We start from the raw sequence: 26,217 nt of genomic DNA on the forward strand, positions 1-26,217 counted from the left end.
TCATATCTCTGTTTTTTTGTTTATAGATATCTATTTTTATTTTTGATTATTCGAAATAAAGTGCTATTTCTTTAAATACATTTCATGTGAAATTTCTATTTCATGAAATGTACAAACCTGAGAAAAGCTAAAGTACCTTTTCCCGAATAAGCAAAAATACAGTTCTGCCCTGTACATTTATATTTCTGGCAGAATATGGTTCAAAAAAGTGCTAAAAAAGCATTCCATTCTCATAATAAGCAATAATTATGCCGTTTCCTCTAATAAATAATTAGATTCACATCACATTTAAAGATATAAAGGACAAGTCGAGAAAAACCGAAAAAGAAAAAATTAAAGGATATTTTTTAAAAAAGGAAAGATAAGCGAGCTTAATTAGAATATCTAACAAATAAATGTTCTTTTTCACTTTATTATTAATTTTTATTAATCTTCACAATTTATCCCTAGTCTGTTTACTCAACGTAACACTGTTGTAACATTTTGATGAAGTTAGTTCCCAAGCCCATATTTCCTTGGCTATGATTCGTTTGCGTTTACGAAATACCTCACTAAAAGGGTATATTCTTTGAAGGATATCGCAATGAAAATGATGAAAACAGCTATCGTTACTGCAAGTGTTCTTGCTTCTGCCTCTATTTTTGCACAAAGTGCGGGCGTTAATGCAGGTGCTTCTGCTCAAGTAAATGTACAACCGGGTGGTCTTGTTAGTGGCGTAGCCAATACAGTCAAAAATACTGCACATACTGTGGGTAGCTCAGCAAAGCATGCTGGTCAAGTAGCGGCTGACACTACAGTTAAAGCAACAAAAAAAACAACAGGAAAAGTGACTGAACTTTCTTCTAAAGCTGCAAATGGTACAAAACATTTTGCTACCGAAGCAGTAACAGGTACTAAAAATGTAGCAACTAAAGCTGCAAACGGTACTAAAAACCTAGCAGTTGAAGCGAAAGCTGATACAAAAGCACGTGTTGATGCTGTAAAAGCTAAAGTTGCAGAAAAACAAGCAGACCAAAAAGAATTTACTGCTGAAAAACAAGCTAATGCTCAAGCGCATGTAGATGCTGTAAAAACTCGTGTAGCTCAAAACCAAGCCGAGCAAAAAGAGTTTGTAGCTGACACAAAAGCAGATGCTCAAGCAAAATTAAATGCAGCTCAACCAGCTCATGGAGTTAACGCTCAAACAGGTGTAAACGTTGGTGTTAATGTTGCTGGTATTAATGCAAATGCAAACGTAAATGCTGGCGCTCAAGCATCTACTCAAAAAGCTGAAAAGAAATCTTGGGTTAAAGGTCTTTTCGGCACTAACTAATCAGTTATAAATAAAAAAGGGCAATTAATTGCCCTTTTTTTATTTCTCAAAAAACAAGTATTCAATTCGCCTCAGTTAAAACTAAGCCCGCACGCAAACCAAGCTTCACATTTGGATTTGGAAATAAAATCCAGACCTGATCTTGCTCAACCACATAATTACCAGAAGGTTGAGTTGCAATGATTTCACCTTTGGTAAAAGTCGAAAAATTCGGAGCTTCAGCAGATAAATTCATCTGGAAGTCTTCATCTTTTTTAATTAAAGAATCAGACACTTTAAAGACTCGAATTTTTGTTTTATTGCGTAGCGGTAAGGCTTGCTCAGAAACTACATTACGAATAACTTCATCAATTGCAGCAAATTGGCTCAAGTCATTTTGCCCAAATGGTAAGGCTTTGCCTAACTCTAAAGTTGCGCTCGCAGCTTTAAAATTCTCACTCGTAAAATGTGTAAACGTTTTACCTACTGCATTGTGATAAACCAAAGCATCTAAATCGGCTGCTTCAAGACTTGCTGTTAAATCAGCATCATAGCCATGCGTTTGATAGGGAAATAAAGCAAACGTTGGTAACAATGAAGCACGAATTGCTGTGTGTAAATCATAGTGATAGCGTTTAGCGTCACTTGCACTTTCTTGAAAGAAGTTTGTGACAACTTGCTCTAAAACTTCAGCACGCTTTGATTCTTCAGTCACGCCTAGAGTTTTATACCCGCCACAAAACATTCGATTTACATCGTCATGCACATAGCGTTTGCCTTGACGCATTGCATAAGGGTTACCCAATACAAGCAGCAACCTCACAGCAAGGTTTAAACGTCCTGCAAATAAATCCGTGCAAAGATGAGATAACAATTCAATTGGTGCTGTTTCATTACCATGTACTCCAGCTGACAGTACGACAGCTTTGTCGTACTGTGCGTTTGGCGTACATTCAAGAAGTCCTTCACCCAACCAATGCCAAGAAAAATTATTTTGTTTTCCTTCGCGAGTTGTAGGCTGCTCACCTTGTAAGGTTAATGCTAGAAAATCTTGCATGTCACCTCCTCATTATTTTTGGAAAGGATAAACCGAACCTAAACCTAAAATTTTGGTCAGTTCATCAAGTGCCATACGGCTTTCCATTAACAAATGCGGATCAGCCAAATCTTCTTGTGCTAAACGATCACGATAATGTTTATCAACCCATTGATTGAGTGTGCCAAACAACTGATCGTTCATGAGTACTTTTGGATTTACGGCATTTAATTCCGTTTCGTTTAAAGCTACACGTAAACGTAGACAAGCTGGACCACCACCGTTACGCATACTTTCACGTAAGTCATATACCTGAATACCATCAATTGGTGTGCCCATTTGAATCATGTCATTTAAGTAGTCCCACACTGCTGCATTTTGACGAGACTCTTCTGGTACAACAATAGTCATTCCACCATCTGGACGAGTCAAAATTTGGCTATTAAATAAATAGGTTGCTACGGCATCATCAACGGTAACACGGTTTTCAGGGACTTCAATTGAAATAAAGTCTTCACCGATGCTTGCCATTTTTTGACGAATTTCAGCAAAGGCCTGATCTTGATTTAAAAAGGCATGTTGATGGTGGAATAAAACCTGTTGGTTACTTACCGCGATCACATCGTTATGGAAAACGCCCTGATCAATTACATCCGGATTTTGCTGAACAAAAACGGTATGCGCATCATCTAAACGGTGCAAACGTGCAATAGCTTCACTTGCCTCGCGCGTTTGACGAGCAGGATAACGTTTTGGTCCTGACAAGCCATTATTTAAATGTTGTTGACCATAAACAAACACCTGAACACCGCGCTTAGCATAATCACCCCCTAAGCGGTTGTGATTGGCTGCACCTTCGTCACCAAACAAAGCCACTTGTGGCAATGCTTCGTGGTGTACAAAGTGGCGTTCATTTTTAAAGATCGCTTGTAAAACTTGGCTTGTAGTTTCAGCTTCAATTGAACGGTGAAACTTATTGTTCAGGTTCGCTGCTGTAAAATGCACGCGCTCATCTTGGCTATCTGCCGAAGGTGAAACGGTAGCTGCATTGGCAGTCCACATTGGAGAAGCTGAACTTAAAGATGATAATAGTTCAGGTGAATGACGCATTGCTTGAGCAACAACGCTAATGTCATCACCTGTAAAACCTAAACGGCGTAACATTGGAACATGTGGACGCTCATGCGGAGCAAGTACACCTTGTTTCATTCCCATGTCAGCCAAGGCCTTCATTTTTAGCAAACCTTGTTTAGCTGCTAATTTTGGATTCGAGGTATTATTACGGTTTTTTGTCGATGCTTCATTACCAAACGACAAACCCGCGTAGTGATGTGTTGGTCCCACTAAACCATCGAAATTTACTTCATATCCTTTCATTTTTTCTTTCCCTAGTGTTTAAGGCAACACAATCCCTGGAGATAATTTTTCTGGTAAGGTTAAGCTGTCACTTTCAAGTGAAGCCATTGGCCAAGCACAATAATCAGCTGCGTAAAAAGCACTCGCGCGGTGATTACCTGACGCCCCTACACCACCAAACGGTGCAGCACTTGAAGCCCCAGTTAATGGCTTGTTCCAATTCACAATACCGGCACGTGCTTCAATGAGTAAGTCATCAAACAGTTTACGTTTTGGTGAAACCAAACCAACTGACAAGCCAAAACGAGTTGCGTTAGCAATTTTTAATGCTTCATCAAAGTTGTCATAACGTTGAATGGTGGTAAGCGGGCCAAAATATTCTTCATCCGGAATATCTTTCACGCCTGTGACATCAACAATACCCGGAGTAAGTAGAGAACTGTCTTCTTGAGGACGTGTCATGGCTAATAAACTTTTTGCACCCAGCTCAAGTAACTTTTGCTGAGCATTCATCATGTTTGTTGCAGCAACTGACGAGATAACGCCCCCCATAAATGGTTGTTGTTCATCATTCCAACGACCAACTTTTAGGTTTTTAGCAACTTCAACAAAACGTTGAATAAATGCATCACCTTCAGCACCATTTTTTACCAAGATACGGCGTGCACATGTACAACGCTGACCTGCCGAAACAAAAGCAGATTGAATAGTGAGATTAACCACAGCATCGACATCTATAATTTCATCAATAATCAATGCATTATTGCCACCCATTTCAAGCGCAAGAATTTTTTCAGGTGCACCCGCCATTTGCTTATGCAAGTGATAACCAGTGTTTGCACTTCCGGTAAACAATAAACCATCAATTTCATGTGAGGCAGCTAATGCTTCGCCCGTGGTACGACCACCTTGCACCAAGTTCATTACACCATTTGACAGACCAGCTTGCTGCCAAAGTTTTACAGTTTCTTCAGCAGTCCAAGGCGTTAATTCACTTGGTTTAAATACAACTGTGTTGCCAGCAAGCAATGCAGGAACAATATGCCCATTTGGTAGATGGCCCGGGAAGTTATATGGACCGAAAACTGCAAGCACACCATGCGGACGATGACGTAAAGATGCTACACCATCGGCCATTTCAGTTGAGCTTTCGCCTGTACGCTGGTGGTAAGCACGAATCGAAATCGCAACCTTGCCAATCATTGATTGAACTTCAGTTAACGTTTCCCAAAATGGCTTACTGGTTTCTTGGCTAATGACTTCTGCTAAATGCTTTTTATTTTCTTCAAGCAAAGCGGCAAATTTTTCAACAATCGCTACACGCTCTGCAAGTGGTAAACGCGCCCAAGCTGGAAATGCAGTACGCGCTGCCTGACAAGCTTGCTCTACATCAGTAGCAGTAGCCTCGGCACCTGACCATACAGTTTGGTTATCAACAGGATTTGTTTTCTCAAATGTTGCGCCGCTGCCTTGTAACCAGACACCGTTTATAAATAAAGAGTTTGACATCAGGATACTTCCATTGGATTTAGTGATAACACACGAACAACGTGACCTTCTTGTACACCGAGTTTTTCAGCTTGTTCATGTGTTAAATTTATTGTGTTATCAACAAGATCAAGCTTTAACAGCATTGCCTTATAGTCATGATAATTATCATTGGCAATGAGATATTGGGTCTTACCGACCGCAGCTTCACTTGTAATTTTGACGTTTAGTAACTGACTTTCTTTTACTGCTCGCAATTCATCAATATTGGCTTCAATAGTTGGACCAGCATCAAAAATATCGACATATCCTTGATAGCGTAAGCCTTCCGACTCAAGCACATGATAAGCAGGTAAAGTTTGTGGATGCATTTTTCCAATTACCTCTTGCGCATCTTTTGGCAAGAGATCTACATAGACTGGGAAACGTGGCATAAGCTCTGCAATAAATACTTTTTGCCCAATTCCACTCAAATAGTCTGCTGTTGAAAAATCCATATTAAAGAAATGGTGACCAATCGCATCCCAAAATGGAGAACATCCATTTTCGTCTGAGAAACCACGCATTTCAGCAATTAACTTTTTCTCGAAATATTGCTTAAAGGCAGCGATAAACATAAAACGGATCTTCGATAAGAATTTACCGTTTTGGTTTTCACGACGCTCTGGATCTAAAAATAGTGTACAGAGTTCACTACTACCTGTTCTGTCATTACTTAAAAATAAAGTAGGTAATGACTTATAAACATTTAATGCTTTTGAAGCGTGTACTTGAGTACCAACATGAAAGTTGTACCAAGGTTCAATGAGCCCTACAGCAACTTCAATTGCACTTAACCCAATAACACGTTGAGCTTCTGTATCTTCAAGAACAAATAAATAACCTTGTTCACTTTTATGGACATTGCCATTTAAAGTATTGCGAGTACGTGAAATTCGAGCCGAAAGTGTATCCATATTTTGCGGCAAGGAAGTCAGACCTACACCCGACTTACCTGCTAATTTATAAATATCTTCAAGGTCTCGAAACTCGGCATGACGGACGATCATCATGGCTAGCTTTCCTTTTTTTTATTTAGCCAACTTTGCCAATGCGCGCTTTAAACGAGCAATTCCTTCATCAATATCTTGTTCAGGAATAATTAGAGACGGTGTAAAACGAACCACGTTTGGTCCCGCGATTAAAGCCAGCAAACCTTCTTCTCCCGCCCAAGTCGTAATGTCTTTCGCTTTCCCTGCATACTCAGCTTTTAATACGCAACCAATGAGTAAGCCTTGACCACGAATTTCTTCAAAAATCGGGTACTCAGTATTTAATTTATTTAATGCGTCTAGGAAATATTGATGACGATGTTTTACACCTTCAAGTACTTCAGGTGTATTAATAAACTCAAATACAGCCCCTGCTACCGCACTCGCTAACGGGTTACCACCATAAGTCGTACCATGTGTACCCACTGAGAAATGTGGAGCAAACTTATCGGTTGTTAACATTGCACCGACTGGGAAACCACCACCTAATGCTTTGGCAGTCGTTAACACATCTGGAATAACACCAGAGTTCATGTAGGCATAAAGTGCACCTGTACGGCCTACACCCGTTTGTACTTCATCAAAAATCAGTAAGGCACCGAACTCATCACACAGGGCACGCAAACCTTTTAAAAATTCGATGTCAGCTGGAATAACGCCGCCTTCTCCTTGGATCGGCTCAACAATCACGGCACATGTTTGTTCATTAATGACCGCTTTTGCAGCTTCTAAATCATTAAAGGCAACATGGTTGATACCATTTGGAAGTGGTGCAAAGTCTTGTGAATATTTAGGTTGACCACCCGCCGAAACGGTAAATAAGGTACGGCCATGGAAAGCATTGTTAAATGCCACAATGCCACTTTTGCCAGCAACACCGCTGTCTAGTCCAACTTTACGAGCTAGTTTTAATGCTGCTTCGTTCGCTTCTGCACCTGAGTTACAGAAGAAAACCTTGTCTGCAAATGTATTTTCAGTGAGTTGTTTTGCAAGGCGTAGAACGGGTTCATTTGTATAACCATTACCAACATGCCAAAGTTTTGTTGCTTGTTCTGTTAAAGCATTTACTGCCACTGGATGCGCATGACCTAATGCGTTTACTGCAATCCCGCCTGCAAAATCGATATATTCTTTATTTTCTTGATCCCAAATACGTGAACCTTCGCCACGTACCGGAATGAAATTTGCCGGTGCAAAAACTGGAACCATCCAGTCGTTAAAGTTGCTTCGAGTTACAGAAATTGGCTGTTCCATGCTTACCTCAGTATTTATTTAATATATTCGATAACACTTAAATTTGAATAATTCAGAAAAAGGGACTGAACAAATAAACCCTATAACATCCTTTATATTTGTTCAGACCACTTTTTCTAAAAGTAATTTCCGCAGATTAGCCTGGGAAAATACCGCGTTCTTTACGAGCTTTTAAGATACGCTCACATGCCAAGATGTAAGCCGCTGTACGTAAAGTACAAGCGTTGCTGTTTGCTGTATTCCAAACATCTTCCATAGCTTGAACCATCAACTTGTCTAAACGTTCGTTGATTTCTTCTTCGCTCCAGAAGTAGCTCGCCATGTCTTGAACCCATTCGAAGTAACTTACAGTTACACCGCCGGCGTTACATACCACGTCAGGAACTACAACAATGCCACGCTCAACTAATACGTCTTCAGCTTTAGGATATGTCGGGCCGTTTGCGCCTTCTAAAATCAACTTAGCTTTAAGTTTTTGAGCACGTTCAACAGTGATTTGGCCTTCCAATGCAGCTGGAACAATAATGTCAACTTCAGCTGTCCAGAAATCTTCGTCAGCAATTGATTGCGCACCAGCAAAACCACCAACACCTTGATTTGCATTTACGTGATCACGTAATGCTTCAAGATCAATACCATCAGCATTGAAAATTGTGCCAGTGTGGTCTTGAACGTGTGTAACTTTCGCTTTTGATTCAACAAACAAGAAAGCAGCTTCACTACCTACGTTACCAAAACCTTGAATAGCAACTTTCGCGCCTTCAATTGGTAAATTAATTTTTGCTGCTACTTCACGACCTGTAACGAATACGCCACGACCAGTTGCTTTCACACGACCTAAAGAACCACCTAAGTGAACTGGTTTACCAGTTACAACACCAGTTACCGTGTGACCTTGGCTAGTAGAATAAGTATCCATCATCCAACCCATGATATTGGCATTCGTACCAACGTCTGGAGCAGGAATATCTTTTTGAGGCCCAATAATATGACCAATTTCAGTCGTATAACGACGAGTCAAACGCTCTAATTCACGAGTTGATAATTTACGTGGGTCAACACGGATACCACCTTTTGCACCACCAAATGGCAAGTTCAAAACAGCAGTTTTAATTGTCATCCATGCAGATAACGCCATTACTTCATTCAAATCAACATTTGGATGGTAACGAACACCGCCTTTACCCGGACCACGAGACAAGTTGTGTTGTACACGGTAACCTTCAAAATGCTGGATCGAACCGTCATCCATCACGATTGGCACGTCAACAATAAGCGCACGCTTAGGACGTTTTAAAGTATCGATATAATCAGCTAAGTGTTCTAAATATGGCGCTACACGGTCAATTTGTGCCAAGTAAGTTTGCCATGCATCGCTGTGTTCGTTTACGTATGAAAGATCTGACATCTTTTTTCCTATATACCTTCATAGACTCAGATTTGATAAATCCGTAGTCTTTATTATTCAGCAACTAAAACCTTGCAATAACAAAGTGTTAGTTTATTTACTAAACCTTCTGCTCTTCTAAAGCATTAGGTTTTTTAAATTCCATTTGTTGATACTAAAAGTATGATCTACTTTTATATATCGATATCTTTTACAAACTTTCTTTCATTTAACTTACTGTTTATAAAGCTATCTTTATAAAAGCAAAGTTTAACCACAACCCACTTAATCCAGTCGGCTGAAATATAAATACAAAAGAAATGGCATAACCGTTTGGGAGTTAAAAAGAACGATGATTTATAAAAAAATCATATGTCCATAAAAATTATTTTGACTAATCGATAGATCCCTCCATTAGTCTTTTTAAAAATAAACATTGTTCAATAATGCTACAGATTAATTATCTCTACACATACCGCTTAAAATTAAGCCGGAACATAGCTATAAAATCTCCCAATAAATATAACATAGAGCACACTCATTTAGAACATTTTAAAATAAATAAGCAGAGAAAAAATAATCAAATCGCACCAACCCTTATAATAAAAAAACAACAAATATTAAAAAAACCTTAACTTTAATAAAAAAAAATTATAGGAAACACAAATTCATAATTTAAAAAAATACATCAGATTAAAACTATAAATAACAATAACTTAAAAATTAATCAGCTTAGTTAAGTTGTCAAAAAATTATACCTTCTCTACATTAAATCTATAATAAGTCCATTTCTAATTCATATTTTATAAAAACCCCAAAATCTCTTTATCAAATAACCAAGCTAAACATAGACTTAATCAACTATTAATAATAAATAAATATTAATAAGAATCCGATAAATGGTAATTTTATAAAACAATATTTGTTTTCATGATTAAAAATAAAACTTCATTTTTAAAAAAAATACAGAAATTCTCTCTTTTGTAGTTCCTCCAAGGCACAAAAAAGGCCCCTTTCGGGACCTTTAAAAACACATTTTTCGACTAAAAAGCTTAGCTTTACACTAGATCTTTCTTTCGATAAAAAATGAAGTAGCTTGCATAGCATAAAATGATAAAAATAATGCAGCAGATAAAACCAACTTGCATAGATGGGTCAAACACCATACTGATACAGGTAACGATACAGAACAGCCCACCTACAATTGGAGTAAGAGGGAAAAGAGGTGCCGCGAAGCGTAAATCTTTTGCTGTTTTACCCGACTTATACCACTGTCTACGGAAGTTAAACTGTGAAACGCAAATCGCAATCCAAACCACAACCATTGTAAAAGCAGCTACTCCCAACAAATTCTTAAAAATTGTTTCTGGCGCGAATTGTTCTGAAAGCAACCCAGGAATTGCACCAAACATAGTTACGGTAATGGCAACAATCGGTGTTCCAGAAGGAGTTAATTTAGAAAATATTTTTGGTAACTGATTTTTCGCCGAAAGCGACCACATCATACGCGAAGCAGCAAACAAACCAGAATTTGCAGCAGAAAGTAAAGCCGTAATAATTACAAAGCGAATAATGTCTTCTGCGTATGGAATACCAATATAGTTAAATACCGTCACAAAAGGACTATTACTTACTTCATTTGCACTAAGGCCTGCAAGCTGGAACGGCAGTAATGAACTAATCACCACAATTGTACCAACAAAGAAAATCAGTAAACGCCAAATAGCCGCATTGATTGCTTTAGGAACTGTCTGTGCTGGATTCTCGGCTTCCCCCGCCGCTACTCCAATTAATTCTGTGCCCGAAAAAGCAAAGTTAACAATCAGCATAGTAGCAAAAATTGGGAAGAGACCGTTTGGGAACCAACCGTGAGCAGTCAGGTTGCTAAATAATGGCGCTGTTTCATGTCCGTGGTAAGGAATAAAACCAAAAATTGCCAGCAAACCTAAACCAATAAAACAGATGATTGTAATAACTTTGACGAGTGCCAACCAGAATTCAGATTCGGCAAATAATCGAGTTGAACTGATATTAAGGAAAAAAACTAAGGCGCCAAAAAAAAGAGTCCAAGCCCATACAGAGGTAGATGGAAACCACTCCTGCACCAATAAAGCTGCCGCAGTAAACTCAGTCCCCAAAGTTGCAGTCCAAGTTAACCAATAGAGCCAAGTAATCATATAGCCCGTACCCGGACCAATATAACGGCGGGCGTATTCACCAAAAGAACCTGATTCTGGTACATGAACCGCAAGCTCACCAAGACATAACATCACGGTATAGGCAATTAAACCGCCCAAAAAATAAGAAATAATTGCGCCAATTGGGCCTGCTTGGGAAATTACATCACCAGACCCTAAAAAAAGACCTGTACCTATGGCACCGCCAAGGGAGATCATCACCAAATGTCGAGTACTCATTGCTCGTTTCAAAGGTGCAGAACTTCCATGTTGCGATGCATCATTATTCCGATAATTTAATGATTGCATATAAAAAACTGTAACGACAATTTAGTAAAAAATCATTTTAGGAGAAAAAAATAAATATGCAATTATCTTTGAATAGTGAACTTATTTTAACCAAGCTCTTCAGGTAAAAATAAAATATATAGTAAAAACATTTAGTTATATTTTTTTATAGTTATAACTGTATTTTAATTAATCTTATATTATTTTTATAATTTATGTATTAGAAAAACCCATTTATTTTTAAATATAATATTTATATACATTACAGGTTATGCCTACTTTAAATACAGCAGATCACTGTATAATAAACCTACTATTTATTTAAATAATGAATTTTAAAATAATATACAAATAAGTTTATAAAAAAATATTTTTTAAGCAAAAAATAAAGCCCAAACCTAGAGGTCTGAGCTTTATTTAAACACTATAAAGTTTTAATAGCAGATGGTGGTCAACTGTTCGGTAGGTTGAATTGAACCTTCCGTAAATTCACACAGCCCTTGTTCATCACAAGATAAATTTAGTTGCTTATAGCTAATCGCAAAAGAATCCGAATATTTTTTGATTACAAAAGGACTCATATCCGATGTTAAAGGCTCTTCACTCTTGAACAATTTAATAATCTTACGATCATTCATTGCTAACAAATAAATTTCATTATTTAATTCAATACGCACTACACCAGTTTGCTCAGCCACAATTGGAACCAAATAAGATTTATTCGCCAGCAGAGTATCTACTGTATAACTTTCAAACTTTGAATTGATGAGGTTAAATACCAAAATTAAACCAAAGCTAGTCTGCAAGCCTTCTTTATAGTTTGCATCCTCTTGAATTCGCTGCACTTTAATACTGAGCTTTTGAAAATCCAACTCAGTTGCTTGATTTGTTTTTATCAGACTACGTGTAATAGCCTGTTTAAGTGGGTTATCAAAATAACGTTCATCTAACTGAAAATCATTTTGACGCAATATTTTTAACAACATTTCATCATGATGAGTAAGAACATGCGCAAGTACATTACGGAAGTAAAACTTACTTTGTTTTTTGACCTTACGAACTTGCTGATAAAAATAGATTTCATTGAAATCATGTTCAATAAAATCATGTAATAAACTTGAACTAGCCAATACTGACAATGCTTCATGACCAGTAAATGGCAAATGAATCGTATGTAAGCTTGGTAACAGCTCTTTTATTTTTAAGTAATGTTCACGGTCAATCGAGAAATATGGGTCATAAACAATAATGTATTTACGCGCTGCATCGACATCTTGTGGCTGAATCTGCATGTCTTTATTTGCTATAGCATCAAAAAACTCAGCGTAACGTCGGTCTTCAACATGCTCTGGATCAATTGAATATTGAGGCACAAATGCAATCACACGGTTCATATTCAATAAATTAGAATATTTGATTGCCGCATAGCCGCCCATTGAACCGCCATAACCCACAATATTTTTAAAGCCTTCTAGAATAGGCGAAATTGCTTTTGCCAGCTCAATCATGCTTGCTTGAGGAAACCATGATTTTTGTTTTGGCATAACCCCAATAACATTATATTGGTATTTAATTAGAGACTTTTCAGCATTGATAGATAAGCCACTCGCTCGGGTAATCAAATCGCCAAAAGAGAGAACTAATGTATTAGAATCGCCTGGTAAAAAAATGGCTCTAATGTGTTCGTCTTCAAAAATAATTTGCTTATCCATGCTCACACCGAAAGAAAATTTACTCCCACATACAACGTCAAAAATGAAACAAAATAGGTGTTTTGCCAATTTATGATTGCGGAGTATCTTATTTTATAGATGCCAGTCAGATTAAAAAGCGCAAAATATGACACAATCCTTACATCCTGCCGCTCAAAAAGGCTTCAGTTCAGCTGCTGAACTATATCAGCAAGTTAGACCCAATTATCCCGCAGAAATAGTAAGTTGGCTGCAAAATTGCCTACAAATACAGGAAAACTCTACTGTTATTGATCTTGGATCGGGTACTGGCAAATTCTTACCTTACTTAAAACAAACACATGCTGATGTTATTGCAGTTGAGCCAATTGGCGAGATGTTACAGCAGCTTCAACAAGTTTATCCTGATATTCAAACATTACAGGCTTTTAGCCATTCAATTCCTGTAGCAGATCATAAAATTGATGCCATTATTTGTGCGCAATCTTTTCACTGGTTTGACAACCTCGACACCCTAACAGAAATGCATAGAGTATTAAAACCACAAGGACATTTAGGGCTAGTTTGGAATCAACGCGACGAACGTACAGATTGGGTCAAGGCTTTAGCTGACTTCCTACTTCCTCTTGAAGGTGACACACCTCGTTATCATAGTGGAAAGTGGAAACGCGTATTTGAACAACAAGATTTATTCATATTTGATAGCCTACAAACATTCACACAGTCACAACACGGTTCTGTCGAACAAGTCGTAAGTAAACGTTTACTCTCTACGAGTTTTATTGCTGCAATGACTGAAAAAGATCAATTACAACTCAAAGCACAGTTTGAAAAAATTGTTTATGATTTTACTGGATTAGGTCCTCAAGATCAGATTGATTTTCCATATATTACGTATGCATATCACTTTCAGAAAAGTACGTTACCCATTAAATAATTAGTGAATAGGTTTGGTTGAAAGTTATGAAGAAAACACCTCAAATCATATTAATGTCTTTGCTTTGCTCTAGCCTATTTCTGACTGCTTGTAAAAAAGCAGATGAACCTGCTAAGACGGAGCAACCTTCTGCCACCTCATCTACCGATCAGGTTTTAGAAAAACTAAATGAAAGACCTGTTAAGACGTTCCCTGCCACTGCTGATGATGCACATGATATTGCACTGTTAGAGGATTATGACCGTCGCTTTACAGAAATGAGTGACGAGATGGAAAGTGAATTAGCAAAAATGCATGAAGCTGGAACCCTCACTACAGAGTTTGAGCAACAGCGTACTCTCGATAATGTGCGCTCTTCTCTGACCATGTTAAAAGATTTAGATTTAAAAACTGAACAAGGCCGTTACATTCAGGGTCTACTTTATCAATATTGGGAAAACCAAGAAAAACACTTGAGTGATAAGCAAGCCAATAAAGATGAACAGATCAATGATCTTGCCGACTATTTACAAGCACAAAATCAATTAAAATATTGGAAAGCATCGCAACAGAAATAAGCAATGTAGTGGTTATAAAAAAGCCTTCAAACTTATGAAGGCTTTTTTATAAATTATATATTTTGCTTTTCAACCCAATGAATTGCCTGAACGCGGAATAACTCACATGCACCATCACCCGTATCAGTTGGCGTAAGTGAAGATTTCCAGACTAAATTTTTGTCCTTAATCTCGACAAGGTCACCTTTAAGATAGACCAGATCACCACGTTTAACCTGTTTAATCTGCTGAGCAATCTCAGGGTTCGCAGGAATGATGTGCATGTTAGACACCATTTGCATTGCTTGCTCTGCTGGAACAGGTAATTTAGGAATTTTCCAGTTTAAATAACGGTCATATTGTTTCACTGAAATATGACGTGCGATTTCAGGCTGTGCAAACAATCCCCAGCTTACGGCATAGTCGATAGGAGAAAACTTAGCTTGTTCATCATTTTGATAAACTTTTGAACCCAAGATTCTGAAATTTCCTTGAAAAGGTTGTAATACAGAAATAGATTGATCTTTTTCTATAGGGCTCAAACCATTGGCAATATTATATTCACTTGAGGTCGATGCAAATGCTGAACTCATACCAATCGCGGCGAGTAAGCCCATCATCAAACATTGTTTTTTCATCGTGTTACACCTCAAATATTGCTAGATCAAAGTGAATAGATCTTCAATTTATAATAGCTTTAAGCGATGAAAAAAATATCGAAATTTAGTAACAATACAGATCAATTTCGTCTATTTTTGTGCTGAATTAAACAGCTTGTTAATCTTCGAAATCTATTCTCAAAGTTTCAAAACGAACCTTGCCTTGTTGAACAGCTTGAGCAATTGCCTGTTGACCTTTCGTAAGTCTAGCTCCACCACTTTTTACATCGAGCAAAATAATATTGATGTCTTCTGCCGTACCATCGCCATCACGAAAATCGGTATATCCATCAAAAATAATATAGTCCACCGGATCGCCCATGAATTTTGCATCGCTTGGTAAATACTGAAATTCAGGCAAAACCGGAGCAAATTGTTCTGCCATTTTTCCTTTCAATACCGCACGACTTGTATTTACACTTCTCTTTTGTGCTTGAGTAAGCGCTTGTTGATGCTCTAGTTCAAGTTCAGCAATATATTGCTCATATTCCGCCTTAATTCGTCCATTACGTGTATTTGATAAAATAAGAGTAGTGATAATGATGCCAATTCCAGCACCAATAAGCATGGCAAGCCATACAGACATAAATTTTCCTTAAAAAGCGCGAAATAAGATTACAGATCTAATCATATCTAAAATAACGAAACAGCTTAAACTTTTGTCAAATGTGGTCATCTCCTTCACACAAAAAGATGCTAAGGTATAAAACATAAACAAATGTGCTGCTGAAAATAACTGGATTTATGAAAACGATACTTATTGCAAATCAAAAGGGCGGATGCGGAAAAACCATGACGGCCATTACGTTGGCAACAGCATTGGCACAAAAAGGATATAAAGTAGCATTAGCAGATTCGGACAATCAAAAATCGGCTTTACAGTGGTTAAAACAGCGCCCTGATACCGTTGTAACGATTCAAAGCCTAGACTGGCGTCATGAGAAATCAATTGGTGATGCACCCAAGAATCTGGATTATTTAATTATTGATGCGCCTGGTGCTCTGTCAGGTGAGCATGCTGAACAACTTATTAGTGAAGCTCATGCCATTATTACTCCGCTTCAGCCATCATTTTTTGACATAGATAGTACTCGTCGCTTTTTAAAGCATTTACAAGACATTAAACGTATTCGTAAAGGTAAAGTTCAGATTTTACTTCTTGCAAATCGTGTAAAACCAAACAGTGCAAGTTCAAAAGATATCCAACAGTTCTTTGAAAAAATTGAACAGGAACCTGTTGCATGGATTGCTGAACGCACTGCGTATGGCAGCTTAGCAATGCAGGGTTTAAGCATTTTTGATAAACCGCAAAAGAACTTTATTAGTATCCAAAATCAATGGCAACCCGTTCTAAACAAGTTAATTGAAGATAAAGCTGAGTGGTTTTAATTAACTTTTAGCCTCTAAAAAGAGTTGTATAAGGTTTTTTACATTGTGACCTTAAAATTTGCCTCAGGTTATTTTTCAGTTAATATGACTTTATTCTACGTAGAAAATTAGAGAAATATTGTTCGTGCATCCATACGCTCCTAATTTACAGCGCGTTTTATTGTTTGGGCTGTTTTTTATTTTGATTTTTTTAGGATTTAATATCCTGAAATACTTTATTGTTCCTGTACTTTGGGCTGCCATCATTGCATATATGACTTGGCCTATTTATTTAAGAATTCAGCGCTTTTTTGGAGAAACCCGTAATACTTTAAATGCAACTCTAATGATTAGTCTGGTCATTTTGGTTGTTGGTATCCCCTTTACATGCGCGGTTTTTATTTTGCAGCATGAGGGACGTAACTTATATTTTGATTTACAACGTCAGGTTTTTTCGGGTCATTTAAGCGTTCCAGATTTTATTCGTGATCTTCCTTTTGTAGGAAAAGAGATTTCTCGTACACTCAATGAATTAAATAACGATCCTAATAGTACGATTCAAAATATCGCAGCTTGGGTACAAAGCCATTTAAGTTATGGCCGTGTGCTGCTTGGTGAAATTAGTAAAAATATTGTCAAACTTGGCTTTGCAGTATTTAGCCTATTTTTCTTCTATCGTGATGGACAAATGATTTTATCTCAAGTGAGTAAAGCTTTAGAAATGGTCATTGGCCCTCGTATTCATCATTATCTCGATACAATTTCTGAAACAACTCGTGCAGTCGTATATGGTGTGGGTTTAACTGCAATTGCTCAAGCCGTTTTAGCTGGATTAAGTTACTTCGTAGCAGGTGTACCAAACCCTATGGTACTCACTATTGTTACTTTCTTATTGGCTTTAATTCCATTTGGTACTCCAATTTCTTATTTAGGCGTTGGCTTATGGTTGTTCTCTCAGGGACAAACTATGGAGGCAATTGGTGTTGTGGTTTGGGGTGTGCTGATTGTCAGTAGCTCAGATAATGTGATTAGGCCACTCGTCATTTCTGGTGCAACCAAAATTCCGTTCTTATTAATTATGTTTGGTGTATTAGGCGGTATTGCGAGTTTTGGCTTGGTTGGATTATTTATTGGTCCTGTAATTTTGGCTATTTTATTGGCAATTTGGCGTGAATGGTTACATGAGACGATTGAGCCTGAACCTATGCCAAAAACGACCATGATTTATGATTCTGAGAGTGAATCGTCTAATGATGAAAAGTGACATAGAGATTTAATTTAAAAATGTTTCTAGATACAAATTAACTATTTAAATTAACTTGTAGGTCAGACCTGTGTTTGTTTGAATCAAACAATCATATATATATTTATAAGGACATCCAATAATGCAGATGTTTAATAAAATTGGCGCAGTCTGTGCGCTTACAGCCCTTTTTACCGTTGGCTGTAGTTCGGTAACTAAAACTGTATCTGACACAGCCCAAGCATTAACCTCAATGCATACAAAAAAAGTGGTCGACGTAAATGAAGTGACAGCTAACGGTATTGGCAAAAAAATAGGTACGATTAGCTTTCAAGATAGCGACAAAGGTTTAATTATTACCCCTGCTCTTGCTGACTTACCAAGTGGTACTCGTGGTTTCCATATTCATGAAAACGCTTCTTGTGCACCTGCTGTAAAAGATGGAAAACCTGGCGCTGCTTTAGCTGCTGGTAGCCACTATAACCCGAACCAAGCCCCTCATCATGGTACTCCAACCACTGGCCATTTAGGTGATCTACCTGTTTTGGTTGTTGATAATACAGGTGTTGCAACAACTGCCGTAATCGCACCTCGATTAAAACTTGCTGATATTCAGGGTCGAGCGATTATGATCCATGCGGGTGGTGACAATTATTCAGACTCACCTCAACCTCTTGGCGGTGGCGGAGCACGAATTGCGTGTGGCGTGATTAAATAATTTATGTATTTTTTAAATTGTGGGTATCTAAAAAGATATCCACAATTTTGTTAATTTATTGATCGTTACAACTTGGTTTAAGTCTAATAAAATCTTAAAAAATGACTGACTTTTGTAGATAAAAAGAATAATATTTTTGAAGTAATAAAAATTTAAAGTTACATACTGCTTTCTCACGTATTCTCTAATTTAGAACAAAAGCCGTGAATTATCTGACCCAAATATTTAATAGCTTTAAGACAAACTCTATTTTAATTTATTGCCTGCAAATTCTGATTGTACTCACTGGCACAACTTTAGGTTTGCTGTGGCTGGGCTATAATCAACTTATTGTTCCCGTAACCTTAGGCGCAATTGCAGCAGCATTAACAGACTTTGATGATCGTTTAAGTATTCGATTACGCAACTTGGTTTATGTCTGCCTGCTCTTTTTTACAGTCAGTAGTATTCTTGGCTTTTTAGCTCCTTACAAAATTTTCTTTATTTTATATCTCTCTATCTCAAGCGCTTTTTTCATATTACTAGGCGCCTTAGGGCAACGTTATGCCACGATTTCTTTTGGCACGATTCTGCTCTCTATTTATAGTATGTTCGGTTTAGGCGAATACGCACATTGGTATCAACAACCTACTTATTTTGTTTTTGGTGCTCTGTGGTACGGTTTAACTTCTATTTTATTTTTTATTATTAAACCGACACTTCCCTTACAAGATAAGCTCTCACAAATTTTTAAAGAAATTTCTGTTCTACTACAAGCAAAAGCTCGTTTGTTTGATCCGGACAATAAAGAGAATGTTGAGCAGCTTTTATATGAGTTATCTCTACAAAATACGCAAGTTGCCCAAAGTCTCAATCAAATACGCAGTTCACTACTGACTCGGCTCAAAGCTTCCAGAGTCAGTAATAAAAGTATCTATTGGTTAAATCTATACTTTTTCGCACGGGATATTCATGAGCAAGCCACTTCAAATTACTTACATTACGAACATATTCAACAGAATTTTAGCCGTAGTGATCTTATTTTCCGTTTCCAAAAAAACCTGCGTCTACAAGCACAAGCATGCCAAGACTTAGCTCAATGTATTTTATATAACCAGCCATATCAGCCTTCGCAAGAAAGTCAGAAAGTACTAGGACATTTGGAAAGTTCTTTAAAAGATTGGATACAACAACATCCACAAAATTTTGAAGTTAAAAATTTAAAACTTATTTTTGATAATTTAAAAGGAATGCATGAACAGTTTGAACAACTGCAATATGCCCAACCTGTTCCTGAAAATAGCACTCAAACAAGACAAGAACACTTAAATTTACTTGATGATGATATTCAAGGATTTTCAGATCTTATCTTAAAACTTCGGCAACAACTTACGCCACAGTCAGCGCTGTTTAGGCATGCCATACGGATTGCTGTGGTTTTTGCCGCAGGTTATGCAATTTCATTATTACCGTTTGCGCAGCATGGCTACTGGATTTTACTGACCAGTTTGTTTGTCTGTCAGATTACTTATTTTGCGACTAAAAGCCGTCTTAAATTAAGAACGATTGGTACCCTACTCGGTGTTTTATTAGGAATACCAATTTTATATTTTGTACCGAGTATTGAAGGCCAGCTCATCATTACAATTATTTGTGGAGTCTGCTTTTTTTACTTACGTCAAAAGAAATATGCTTTGGCTACGCTCATGGCCACCCTTATGGTGCTATTAATTTTCAACTTAAAAGGCGCTGGCTACAGTATTATTTTGCCTCGACTGATAGATACCTTATTAGGCTGCTTTATTGCATGGCTCGCCGTAAACTTTATTTGGCCCGACTGGAACTTTCGAAACATCCCCAATAATATTAATAAAAGCAGCAAAGCGACCTTAGATTATTTCAATGTGATTGTTGAGCAATATCAATATGGCAAAAATCAGGATATAGAGTACCGCCGAATTCGTCGTGCTGCGCATAACGCTCAGATTGAGCTATCCAACATGATTTCAAGCCTAAGTGCTGAACCCAACCCGAACCCTCAACTCATCCATTATGCTTTTCGTTATTTGGTTTATAGCCACAGCCAACTGAGTTACGTAGCAGCGTTAGGAAGCCAACGACAAAAAATTGATGATCAACAGGTATTACAACTCTTACTGGATTGTCAGCAAATTCTTAAACAGAGCTTATTTGATCCGGCTTATATTGATTTCAATTTCCTTGAGCAGACTTTAGCGCAAATTCAAAGCCTAACTACTTATGAGCACTTTTCAGAAAATTACACACTCGTGTTAAAACAAATCAGTTTATTGCTAGAAACTTTGCCAGAACTATTAACACTTAAAGACAAACTTTTAGAACAAGAGATTAAGTAGAATAAAAAAATACCGGAATATCAATTCCGGTATTTTTTATTTAATTGTTGCCTTGTTGCAGTCTTTCTTGCATTTCCTGCTTCAAAGCACTTCGCGGTTGGCTAAACCAAAGAGCAATAAAGGTAAATGCAGACAATGCAAAAGCCCATAAATGAAATTGTGTATAGAGATAACGTACAAGCTCAATCATTGCAAAGAAGCTCATCATCAGTAACATTGAAACTGCTGCTGCAACTGTTCCTTTTGATACCTCAGATGACATGAGTGCAAAACGATACAAGACCGAGAAACTAATCCCCTCACCAAAACAAATCAATGTCATGCCTGTAAGCAAACAAGGTATGAGATAGGTTTGCCACACCACACCTAATATTAAAATAAGTGTACCAGTGAGCATAATCGGTAAACCCATCATGACGGTTTTACCCAAAGGCAAACGGTCAATAATTTTGATTAAGACAATGTTGCCTACAATCAAACCCAAAAATACAGGGAATTGAGCTAAGCCATATTGCACACTGGTGAGCTTTAATTCATCTACTAAAATGATTGGAGATAAAGCAATCCATAGCATTAAAGGCATACCCACTAAAGGTAATGCGAGACTTAAACCTAAAAAACGGCGGTTGGTAAACACCCTTTTAAAATCATCAAAAAGATAACTAAAAGGTTGCTTGGTTACACTGACTTGCTGGCTTGGCATCTGTTTTTTCAACCCGATCCAACTGAGTAATGCCAATACAGCGATGGCGACAAAGCCCCAGTGCCATGACACATAATCAATTAAGAAAGCGCCAAGTACAGGTCCTAGCAAGGGTGCAAGTAATGAGATATTTGCCATGAGTGCCATGACTTTAATCGCATCACGTTCAGCAAAGCTTTCTTGAATAGCCGCATATCCAACTGCTGAAATTACGGTTAAGCCAATTCCCTGCAAGAATCTTAAAGCTAGAAATTGCTCGATTTGCGTCGTCAGTAAAATTAAAAAACAGCATAGAGCAAAGAATAAAACTCCTGCTAATAGTACTTTTTTACGTCCGAGACGGTCCGACAAAGGACCAAGTAACCATGCAACAGATGCGCCACCTAATAAATAAAATGACATCGAAGATGGTGCCCAAGTTGCACTTACACCAAAGTCTTCAGTAATTGCCAACATGGCTGGCTGAATCAGGTCATTACCAATATAAACAGCAAATTCAAATAGCACTAAGGCCAAAGGAAACATCAACGTTGTACGGTTCAACGTTGTCGTTTGAATATTTTTCATGAGTTGTACACTTCAAAATAGCGGCCATATGTCTGTACGACTACCTATAAAATAAGATGTAGTCATGACGATGACATGTATGGTCAATCAATCTTTAGTTAAGTTGTTATATGCCGTGAGAGTGCATGTTTAGAGTGTGAAACACCGTATTCACAAGGTGTCTAAAACGAGAAAAAATATATGACGTGAGATTCGGTAATTTTTACCAATTGGCACAATTGCCGAGCGCAACAATAGCACTTTTTAAATTGATCAGCAATCATGCAATTTCAAGAAGCTTAAATTTCAGTTTTTTGCACAAAAAGGCATACAAATTATGGTTGTGCACAAACTCAAAGTTATCCACATATTCGATAAAAAATTAAGCATTATGGGCAAGGATTAACTTGAAAATCTGTAGTTTCCTCTCCTTTTGTACATTGATAGCTTTGCTTTTTATTCACAATTTTCCAGATTTGCTGATCTCGTTTTAATAAATATTCAGTACGTGTTTTCGACACCGCATCTGGACTAGGCTCTGTTTGCAAAATAGTAACTTGCGCATTGGAAGGATCATCTGAAGCATTCATTTGCTGTGAAATATCTAAATTGCTTGCATCATTTAAAAGATCTGGTTGATCGAGTAATACAGCCTGTATAGGACTATCAGCAAGTTGAGCAGAAGAATTTTGAGGTGGAGCACAAGCTGTTAATATGCTTAAGCTGAAAATAATCAACAAACCATTCTTTTTCATCACTCTTCCCCTCTATTTACTCAAAATTAATGCTAAAGATAATAGGCCACTTTTTCCTTTTGAGCTTTGTAAATAGGCATAAATTTATTGATATTAATGAGATAGATTAGTTTTAAATAGAAATCCAATAATAATTATTGATTTTTTATCAACAATATTTTTCCTATTCATGCATTTTTCTACAACAGTAAATCTCATAGAGTATGCGTCAAATACAGGAATTTAATGAGAGCAACCTCCATGAGTAAGATTTTAGTGATTAATGGTGCGAAACAATTTGCCCACTCAAACGGTGAATTAAATGACACATTAACCACCCTAGCAACCACACACCTCACGGAACTCGGCCATGAAGTCCAAGTGACCCGTGCAGACAGCAATTATGATGCTGAAAGTGAAGTTGAAAAATACTTATGGGCAGATGTTGTTATCTATCAAATGCCAGGCTGGTGGATGGGCGCACCTTGGACAGTCAAAAAATACATTGATGATGTCTTTACCACTGGTCATGGTTCACTTTATGCAAGTGATGGCCGTAGCCGTTCTGATGCCTCAAAAAAATATGGTTCAGGTGGTTTAATTCATGACAAAAAATATATGCTGTCATTGACTTGGAATGCTCCAATGGAAGCATTTGAAGATGCAGATCAATTCTTCCACGGCGTAGGTGTAGATGGCGTTTATTTACCATTTCATAAAGCCAATCAGTTCTTAGGCATGAGCACCCTTCCGACATTTATTGTAAATGACGTGATTAAAATGCCTGACGTTGATAGTTATGTTGAAGAATATAAAGCACACTTAAATACTGTATTTGCAGCAGCCTAATAAGGAGAAATCCATGCTAACCATTATTGCGGAAATTCGTACTAAATCGGGTGGACAGCATCGCCAGAACGTATTGGATGCCTTTCAAAAAATCATTCCAACTGTTTTAGCAGAAGATGGTTGTCATGGTTATGAACCTCTAGTTGATCACAAATCAAATTCGAGCTTCCAAACCCAAGAGCCTGATACGATTGTCATGCTAGAAAAATGGCAAAGTGTTGCTCATCTTGAAGCGCATTTAGCGACGCCTCATATGCAAGCGCATCATGCAGCCGTTAAAGATGATGTAGTTGACGTCAAAATTAAAATTTTAGAAAGCGGCGTATAATTTAGACTATAAAAAAGACGATATATTTATCGTCTTTTTTATTTTTAAGAGCAAAGTTGTGTTTGGAAACCTCTAGAGCCTTTCCCTCTCGCACATTGGTAGCTCTTTTGCTTATTTTGCAATTGCCACTTTTCATCAACCAGCTTAAATGAATATTCTGTTCGGATTGCAGAAACAGAATCATCCATTAAACCTGTTTGGATAACGGTAATACGGGAAACTGTTGGAGATTCTACTCGGTTAAATACTTGCTGAAGTGAGGTATTATTGTGCTCTTTTACAATCTCAGGCTGGGCTTTAAGTACTTGTTGCATCGGGGTTTCAGAACCCACAAAAGGAATTAATTTACTGGTCGTCGCACACCCAGTGAAAAGTCCAGCACAGAGCGCTGAAATTAAAAATAAACGTTGCATTTTTATCACCAAAAACAAAAGCCATAGCTTTATGATGCTATGGCTTTGTTGGTTACTCTGTAGAAACTATGTAGTTCTACAAAATAGATCTAATTTAAAGATCAAACAATTTACCTGGGTTCATTAAACCATTCGGGTCAAATACTTTTTTCAAAGCTTTCATATATTCGATTTCTTCAGGCGAACGTGAATATTCCAAATATGGCTTTTTCGTCATGCCTACACCATGTTCAGCAGAGATTGAACCATCGTATTTTTTAACGGTATCAAACACATATTTATTAACCACCTGACATTTCGCAAAGAACTCATCTTTGGTTAAGTTTTCAGGTTTTAAAATATTTAAGTGTAAGTTACCGTCACCGATATGTCCGAACCAGCAAATTTCAAAATCTGGATAGTTTTCTTGAACAATCGCATCAATTTCACGAATAAATGCAGGTACGTGAGTAATTAATACTGAGATATCATTTTTATATGGAATAAACGGCGCGATTGATTCAGAAATATCTTCGCGTAAACGCCATAAGCTTTCTACTTGGTCAAGGCTCTGGCTCATTACGCCATCAAGTACCCAACCTTGTTCCATACAGTGTTCGAAAATCTCCATTGCTTTGTCGATAATCGGTTCGTATGGCGCTTCAAACTCAAGCAATACATAGAACGGGCATTGAGTTTCAAATGGACGTTGTACATGTCCATGATCTAAAACTTTTTGCATTGCAAGTTCACCAAAGAACTCAAATGCAGTTAAGTCGATGTCTTTTTGGAACGCATGTAACACAGGCATTACTGCATCGAAATCTGGAACACCTAAAACTAAAACTTGTAAGTTTTGTGGTTGACGCTCAAGTTTAATTTCTGCTTCGGTCACTAAACCTAATGTGCCTTCACCGCCAATAAACAAATGCTGTAATGCATAACCAGTTGCATTTTTAACCATGCCTTTGTTTAAACGCAGGATGTCACCTTTACCAGTCACTACAGTTAAACCAAGTACCCAGTTACGTGTCATGCCATATTTAATAACTTTAATACCACCAGCATTGGTACCAATATTACCGCCAATCTGACTAGAACCCGCTGACGCAAAGTCCACCGGATAATACATGCCTTGTTCTTCTGCATAATTCTGCAATTGCTCAGTCACAACACCAGCTTGAACACGCACCATACGGTCTGCCGGGAAGAACTCAAGAATTTGGTTCATTTTGTCCATGCTAATGACAATTTCACCATTGGTTGCTACCGCACCAGCAGAGAGACCAGTACGACCACCTGACGGTGTAATCGCAACATTAAACTGGTTCGCAAGCTTTACAACTGCCTGAACTTGTTCAGTCGTTGACGGAAAAACGATGACCGATGGGTTCGGATTAAAATGCTTGGTATGATCTTTACCCCAGTTTTCGAGACTATCAGCATCAGTTTTAATACGGTTTTCACCGACGATTGCTGTTAATTGGGTGAGTAACTCAGGTGTTAAAGCGACTGGAGCATTCATCGTTTGCAGACCTAGCAAGAAGTAAACTGTGGTGGGACTATGACCTCATAATTCTCAAGGTTCTCACCTGAGCAAAGCCATAATGTTCAAGGAACTCCTATATTCTACATGTATCCGCGCAAGCGATAAAGTTCAGAATAGAGATACTGTCACTACAAAACATGTTTAACGTAAATAAATACTTTCTAGGGGCTTTCAGAGAAAAATCACATTTATCCCCCTACCAAGCATATTTTAAAATGCTCGACAAGCCATAAACAGAAGTGATTAGACATAGATAAAATTGCCATAAGGCGATGGTATAAACGAAATATCTATAGCACCGC

Annotated in this window: 23 protein-coding genes; 9 read left to right on the forward strand and 14 right to left on the reverse strand. The window is 37.6% G+C overall.

Going from position 1 to position 26,217, the window contains the following annotated elements; all coding sequences use genetic code 11:
- Nucleotides 1–583: 583 nt before the first annotated feature.
- A complete protein-coding gene (locus F928_RS16980; protein ID WP_005078401.1) occupies nt 584–1,312 on the forward strand; it encodes a hypothetical protein in 729 nt (242 codons plus the stop codon).
- A 61-nt stretch (nt 1,313–1,373) separates the two neighbouring features.
- Here F928_RS16980 and astE read toward each other — a convergent pair whose 3' ends face one another.
- The 8 genes from astE to F928_RS17020 form a co-directional block, all read right to left on the reverse strand.
- Nucleotides 1,374–2,348 (reverse strand): succinylglutamate desuccinylase, encoded by a 975-nt coding sequence (astE, locus tag F928_RS16985; protein ID WP_005078403.1) that lies wholly within the window; start codon nt 2,346–2,348, stop codon nt 1,374–1,376.
- A gap of 12 nt (nt 2,349–2,360) precedes the next feature.
- Nucleotides 2,361–3,704 (reverse strand): N-succinylarginine dihydrolase, encoded by a 1,344-nt coding sequence (gene astB, locus F928_RS16990; RefSeq protein ID WP_005078406.1) that lies wholly within the window; start codon nt 3,702–3,704, stop codon nt 2,361–2,363.
- A gap of 18 nt (nt 3,705–3,722) precedes the next feature.
- Entirely contained in the window at nt 3,723–5,192 is a 1,470-nt protein-coding gene (gene astD, locus F928_RS16995) for a succinylglutamate-semialdehyde dehydrogenase (RefSeq protein ID WP_005078408.1), read from the reverse strand.
- Nucleotides 5,192–6,223 carry an arginine N-succinyltransferase gene (astA, locus tag F928_RS17000; RefSeq protein WP_002116871.1) on the reverse strand — a complete coding sequence of 344 codons (1,032 nt, stop codon included), beginning with the start codon at nt 6,221–6,223 and terminating at the stop codon, nt 5,192–5,194. The genes astD and astA overlap by 1 nt, the downstream gene beginning before the upstream one ends.
- Before the next feature lie 18 nt (nt 6,224–6,241).
- A complete protein-coding gene (gene astC, locus F928_RS17005) occupies nt 6,242–7,456 on the reverse strand; it encodes an aspartate aminotransferase family protein (protein ID WP_005078409.1) in 1,215 nt (404 codons plus the stop codon).
- 136 nt (nt 7,457–7,592) lie between these two features.
- Nucleotides 7,593–8,864 (reverse strand): Glu/Leu/Phe/Val family dehydrogenase, encoded by a 1,272-nt coding sequence (locus tag F928_RS17010; protein WP_005078412.1) that lies wholly within the window; start codon nt 8,862–8,864, stop codon nt 7,593–7,595.
- Nucleotides 8,865–9,901: 1,037 nt separating this feature from the next.
- Entirely contained in the window at nt 9,902–11,329 is a 1,428-nt protein-coding gene (mmuP, locus tag F928_RS17015) for an amino acid permease (RefSeq protein WP_005078414.1), read from the reverse strand.
- Nucleotides 11,330–11,742: 413 nt separating this feature from the next.
- Entirely contained in the window at nt 11,743–13,020 is a 1,278-nt protein-coding gene (locus F928_RS17020) for a hypothetical protein (RefSeq protein ID WP_005078416.1), read from the reverse strand.
- A 127-nt stretch (nt 13,021–13,147) separates the two neighbouring features.
- Here F928_RS17020 and F928_RS17025 point away from each other — a divergent pair, with 127 nt between their 5' ends.
- Together F928_RS17025 and F928_RS17030 are read left to right on the forward strand one after the other, a co-directional pair.
- Nucleotides 13,148–13,936: a class I SAM-dependent methyltransferase gene (locus F928_RS17025; RefSeq protein WP_005078418.1), complete on the forward strand. Its 789-nt coding sequence runs from the start codon at nt 13,148–13,150 to the stop codon at nt 13,934–13,936.
- Nucleotides 13,937–13,962: 26 nt separating this feature from the next.
- A complete protein-coding gene (locus F928_RS17030; RefSeq protein WP_005078420.1) occupies nt 13,963–14,493 on the forward strand; it encodes a hypothetical protein in 531 nt (176 codons plus the stop codon).
- 53 nt (nt 14,494–14,546) lie between these two features.
- Here F928_RS17030 and F928_RS17035 read toward each other — a convergent pair whose 3' ends face one another.
- Both F928_RS17035 and F928_RS17040 read right to left on the reverse strand, forming a co-directional pair.
- On the reverse strand, nt 14,547–15,110 hold the full coding sequence (locus F928_RS17035) for a hypothetical protein (RefSeq protein ID WP_005078421.1): 564 nt from the start codon (nt 15,108–15,110) through the stop codon (nt 14,547–14,549).
- A 139-nt stretch (nt 15,111–15,249) separates the two neighbouring features.
- Nucleotides 15,250–15,717, reverse strand: coding sequence for a Holliday junction resolvase-like protein (locus F928_RS17040; protein ID WP_002116954.1), 468 nt, complete (start codon nt 15,715–15,717; stop codon nt 15,250–15,252).
- 158 nt (nt 15,718–15,875) lie between these two features.
- Here F928_RS17040 and parA point away from each other — a divergent pair, with 158 nt between their 5' ends.
- The 4 genes from parA (at nt 15,876) to yccS (ending at nt 20,814) form a co-directional block, all read left to right on the forward strand.
- Nucleotides 15,876–16,520, forward strand: a complete 645-nt coding sequence (gene parA, locus F928_RS17045; protein WP_016805948.1) for a ParA family protein — start codon at nt 15,876–15,878, stop codon at nt 16,518–16,520.
- Nucleotides 16,521–16,644: 124 nt separating this feature from the next.
- Nucleotides 16,645–17,763, forward strand: coding sequence for an AI-2E family transporter (locus F928_RS17050; RefSeq protein WP_005078427.1), 1,119 nt, complete (start codon nt 16,645–16,647; stop codon nt 17,761–17,763).
- Between the two features lie 127 nt (nt 17,764–17,890).
- Complete coding sequence (gene sodC / locus F928_RS17055) at nt 17,891–18,460, forward strand: superoxide dismutase family protein (RefSeq protein ID WP_075383285.1); 570 nt, start codon at nt 17,891–17,893, stop codon at nt 18,458–18,460.
- A gap of 203 nt (nt 18,461–18,663) precedes the next feature.
- Nucleotides 18,664–20,814 carry a YccS family putative transporter gene (gene yccS, locus F928_RS17060; RefSeq protein ID WP_005078429.1) on the forward strand — a complete coding sequence of 717 codons (2,151 nt, stop codon included), beginning with the start codon at nt 18,664–18,666 and terminating at the stop codon, nt 20,812–20,814.
- Nucleotides 20,815–20,854: 40 nt separating this feature from the next.
- Here the strand turns inward: yccS and cmr are convergent, their stop codons facing one another.
- Together cmr and F928_RS17070 are read right to left on the reverse strand one after the other, a co-directional pair.
- Nucleotides 20,855–22,084, reverse strand: coding sequence for a chloramphenicol efflux MFS transporter CraA (cmr, locus tag F928_RS17065; RefSeq protein ID WP_005078431.1), 1,230 nt, complete (start codon nt 22,082–22,084; stop codon nt 20,855–20,857).
- A gap of 368 nt (nt 22,085–22,452) precedes the next feature.
- Complete coding sequence (locus F928_RS17070) at nt 22,453–22,821, reverse strand: hypothetical protein (protein WP_014207798.1); 369 nt, start codon at nt 22,819–22,821, stop codon at nt 22,453–22,455.
- 237 nt (nt 22,822–23,058) lie between these two features.
- Here F928_RS17070 and mdaB point away from each other — a divergent pair, with 237 nt between their 5' ends.
- Nucleotides 23,059–23,646 carry an NAD(P)H-dependent oxidoreductase gene (gene mdaB / locus F928_RS17075; protein ID WP_014207799.1) on the forward strand — a complete coding sequence of 196 codons (588 nt, stop codon included), beginning with the start codon at nt 23,059–23,061 and terminating at the stop codon, nt 23,644–23,646.
- Between the two features lie 13 nt (nt 23,647–23,659).
- The gene (locus F928_RS17080) at nt 23,660–23,974 is read left to right on the forward strand and encodes a putative quinol monooxygenase (protein ID WP_005078436.1); all 315 of its coding nucleotides are present in this window, start codon (nt 23,660–23,662) and stop codon (nt 23,972–23,974) included.
- Nucleotides 23,975–24,018: 44 nt separating this feature from the next.
- Here the strand turns inward: F928_RS17080 and F928_RS17085 are convergent, their stop codons facing one another.
- The gene (locus tag F928_RS17085) at nt 24,019–24,387 is read right to left on the reverse strand and encodes a hypothetical protein (RefSeq protein WP_005078438.1); all 369 of its coding nucleotides are present in this window, start codon (nt 24,385–24,387) and stop codon (nt 24,019–24,021) included.
- Nucleotides 24,388–24,481: 94 nt separating this feature from the next.
- A complete protein-coding gene (locus tag F928_RS17090; RefSeq protein WP_005078440.1) occupies nt 24,482–25,891 on the reverse strand; it encodes an FAD-binding oxidoreductase in 1,410 nt (469 codons plus the stop codon).
- Nucleotides 25,892–26,217: the final 326 nt, after the last annotated feature.

The organism is Acinetobacter pittii ATCC 19004 = CIP 70.29, from assembly GCF_000369045.1.
Classification (GTDB): domain Bacteria; phylum Pseudomonadota; class Gammaproteobacteria; order Pseudomonadales; family Moraxellaceae; genus Acinetobacter; species Acinetobacter pittii.